This window comes from Candidatus Hydrogenedentota bacterium (genome assembly GCA_012523015.1).
GTDB lineage: Bacteria > Hydrogenedentota > Hydrogenedentia > Hydrogenedentales > CAITNO01 > JAAYBJ01.
The window spans coordinates 1-2,979 of sequence record JAAYJI010000203.1 but is presented as its reverse complement, the minus strand read 5'-3'; the positions used below and the strand labels follow the sequence as shown (position 1 = coordinate 2,979).

Sequence of the window (2,979 nt, the reverse complement as noted above, 5' to 3'; positions counted from 1 at the left end):
GGTCAGACCTTCCCGCCATTACACACGTAGACAATTCAGCGCGAATTCAAACCGTAAATCGGGTTGATCATCCCCGTTACTACGATATGATCAACGCCTTTTATAAGAAAACAGGGTGCCCTGTCATCATCAATACTTCTTTCAATGTACGCGGTGAACCCATCGTCTGTACGCCGGAAGAAGCCTATACCTGCTTTATGCGCACACGCATGGATTATTTGTGCCTCGGTTCTTTCTTACTGGACAAAACCGAACAAGAAGCTTGGGATGAAGAAAAAGACTGGCGCGAAGAATTTGAGCTGGACTAATTGAATTGTGAAAGAAATACTATGTTGGATATAGACACTTCTAGCAAGACAGAACAACGTAAGTTCGGCTTTGTCATGGCCGCCGCTTTTGCCATACTGGGTTTGTTGCGAACCGGTATTCGTTATCTTTTACACGGTACCTTCGCGAATCCCCAATGGTTTTTTGTAATTGCGCTGCCCTTTTTACTATTAGCGTTACTATGGCCCAAAGGACTGAAACCCGTCTTCATCGCATGGATGAAGTTCGCCTTAGTCTTGAACTGGATCGTTACCCATGTAATGCTGAGCATTGTATTCTTCCTGATCATCATACCGATGGGGCTTTTCACGCGCCTCTTCGGCAGTGATCCACTCAAGCGCCAATGGCTTCCCGCAACAGAAAGCTATTGGGAAGCACCTGAGGAACAACCGGAAGAATTAGAACGATACCACAATCAATTCTAAGGTAATCCTTATCCCAATTCTACATCGGGAAAATTGTCCATGACCCGCTTGTCACGAACATTTTCCAACAAGCTGAGCGCTTTATCAAGAGGAAGGCATTGCTGTTCTTTGACCGCATGACGCCGCCACGTTACGACGCCTTCTTCCATTTCTTTTTTCCCAAGTATCCACAGATTCGGAATCTTTTGCGTGACCGCATTGCGAATCTTTTTATTGAAACTTTCGGCGCTATAGTCCACTTCCGTGCGGAAAAAGGACGCCCGTAATTTAGATTCAATGCTATGGGCATAATCCATCAGCTCATCGTTCACCGGAATCAAGCGCACCTGCACCGGAGCCATCCACGTGGGGAAGGCGCCGCCGTAGAATTCAATGAGAAATGAAATCATCCGCTCGTGCGTGCTGAGAGGCGCACGATGCAATATATAAGGCCGTTTCTGCTTGCCGTCAGCATCAACATAATTCAGGTCGAAACGTTCGGGCATAACAAAATCGAGCTGACAGGTTGAGACCGTCTCTTCTCGGCCCATCAGATTTTTAACCTGTATGTCCACTTTAGGGCCATAGAAAGCGGCTTCTCCGGCTTCCTCTTCATAGGTAATACCGAGATTGTCGAGAACACGCCGCACAATCGCTTCGCTGCGCTCCCAGTCCTCATAGCGATCCACAAATTTGTCACTGTTTTTATCGTGGAGGCTCAAACGTACCCGGAAATTGCCCATACGCAAATGACCATAATACATTTGGTACATCGAAATGACAGCGTTAAACTCTGACTCCACCTGATCGGGCGTACAATAGATGTGTGCGTCATTCATACACATGGCGCGCACACGCAGGAGCCCGGATAAGGACCCATGTTTTTCATAACGGAAGACATCACCATATTCACAAAGTCTTAGCGGTAATTCCCGATAGCTGCGTAATCTTGAAGCATAGATTTTGTGATGATGCGGGCAGCACATGGGCCGCAAATAGTAATGATCATTTTCGTCCACAGGCATGGCGGGATACATGCTATCTTCGTAATAGGGAACATGACCCGATCGTATGTAAAGTTCTTTGCGCGTGACCGAAGGCGTGGATACACGCTGGTAGCCGGCTAAAAACTCCGTTTCGCGAGCCCATTTTTCCAGTTCGTCACGGATGACGGTTCCTTTGGGCGTCCATAACGGCAAGCCTACGCCTACTTCGCTGTCTTGAATAAAAAGATCCAGCTCTTCGCCAAGTTTTCGGTGATCCCGTTCCATGGCAATTTTACGCATCGCGAGGTAGTCGCTCAATTCTTTGCCGGACTCGAAGGCTAAACCGTAGATGCGTGTCAGCATGGGACGCTTTTCATCACCGCGCCAGTAACTTCCGGAGATACGATCGAGCTTAAAAGATTTTTTGGGCACTTGTCCCGTATGTTCAAGATGCGGTCCTTCGCACATATCAATAAAATCACCGCTCGAATAAAAGGAAATAGCATTCCCTTGCGCTGCGCCGGTTTCGATCAATTCACGGGCATATTCGACTTTATAGACTTCTCCGCTTTCTTCCAAAAAGCGCAACGCATCATCAAAAGATTTTTCGTGACGCTCGAAAGGAATGCGTGCTTTGATGATGGCAGCCATACGCTGCTCTATGTCGTTGAGATCGGCTTCACCTATGGGTTTGTCGCCGAAATCGAAGTCGTAATAAAACCCATTTTCGACGGGCGGGCCAAATGCTAATTTTGCTTCAGGCCGTATTTGACGTACGGCAGCGGCTAAAATATGGGAAAGAGAATGGCGCAAGCGATAGATCTGCGACATCTTAGTGTCCGATAGAACTGCTGCTGATTGACTCATTATAAATAACACTCCTTATTTTTTTGTGGGAATAGTTGTATTGAAAAGGTTGAAGCCAATGACGCGAAATCACCTGCTTGGGTCTACTCGAAAGAGAGGGCAAATCACTTGATTGTAATGGGAATGCGTATGCGTTGCCCATTTCGCAACACTTCAACCTGAAAGTTTTTAACATTTTGAAATTGAGGAATCAAACTGAAAATCTGGGATTCACTTTGGATAGGGATACCGTTCACACTGGAAATAATATCACCTTCCCGAAAGCCATATTCAGATGCGTAAGGGATACTGTCCACATTATTCGCGGTGAGCCCGAGAGGATTTCCGTTGTTATCGTGAGCAATGCGCGGCTGATGCTTCATCATCAAACCACCTAGATCAACATCTTTTAGAGC

Annotated in this window: 4 protein-coding genes; 2 read left to right on the top strand and 2 right to left on the bottom strand. The window is 46.7% G+C overall.

Features of this window, described 5'->3' with window-relative positions; translation table 11 throughout:
* Together GX117_08840 and GX117_08835 are read left to right on the top strand one after the other, a co-directional pair.
* Window positions 1–308 (top strand): hypothetical protein (locus tag GX117_08840; GenBank protein ID NLO33446.1); only part of this gene is annotated, 308 nt, incomplete at its 5' end.
* A 21-nt stretch (window positions 309–329) separates the two neighbouring features.
* Window positions 330–752 carry a hypothetical protein gene (locus GX117_08835; GenBank protein ID NLO33445.1) on the top strand — a complete coding sequence of 141 codons (423 nt, stop codon included), beginning with the start codon at window positions 330–332 and terminating at the stop codon, window positions 750–752.
* Between the two features lie 8 nt (window positions 753–760).
* Here the strand turns inward: GX117_08835 and GX117_08830 are convergent, their stop codons facing one another.
* A complete protein-coding gene (locus GX117_08830) occupies window positions 761–2,584 on the bottom strand; it encodes a threonine--tRNA ligase (protein ID NLO33444.1) in 1,824 nt (607 codons plus the stop codon).
* Window positions 2,585–2,688: 104 nt separating this feature from the next.
* Window positions 2,689–2,949 (bottom strand): PDZ domain-containing protein, encoded by a 261-nt coding sequence (locus GX117_08825; protein NLO33443.1) that lies wholly within the window; start codon window positions 2,947–2,949, stop codon window positions 2,689–2,691.
* Window positions 2,950–2,979 lie beyond the last annotated feature (30 nt).

Excerpts from the sequence above, each read along its gene's own strand:
- GX117_08835 (NLO33445.1), top strand. The coding sequence starts at position 330 with ATGTTGGATATAGACACTTCTAGCAAGACAGAACAACGTAAGTTCGGC.
- GX117_08830 (NLO33444.1), bottom strand. The coding sequence starts at position 2,584 with ATGAGTCAATCAGCAGCAGTTCTATCGGACACTAAGATGTCGCAGATC.
- GX117_08825 (NLO33443.1), bottom strand. The coding sequence starts at position 2,949 with ATGATGAAGCATCAGCCGCGCATTGCTCACGATAACAACGGAAATCCT.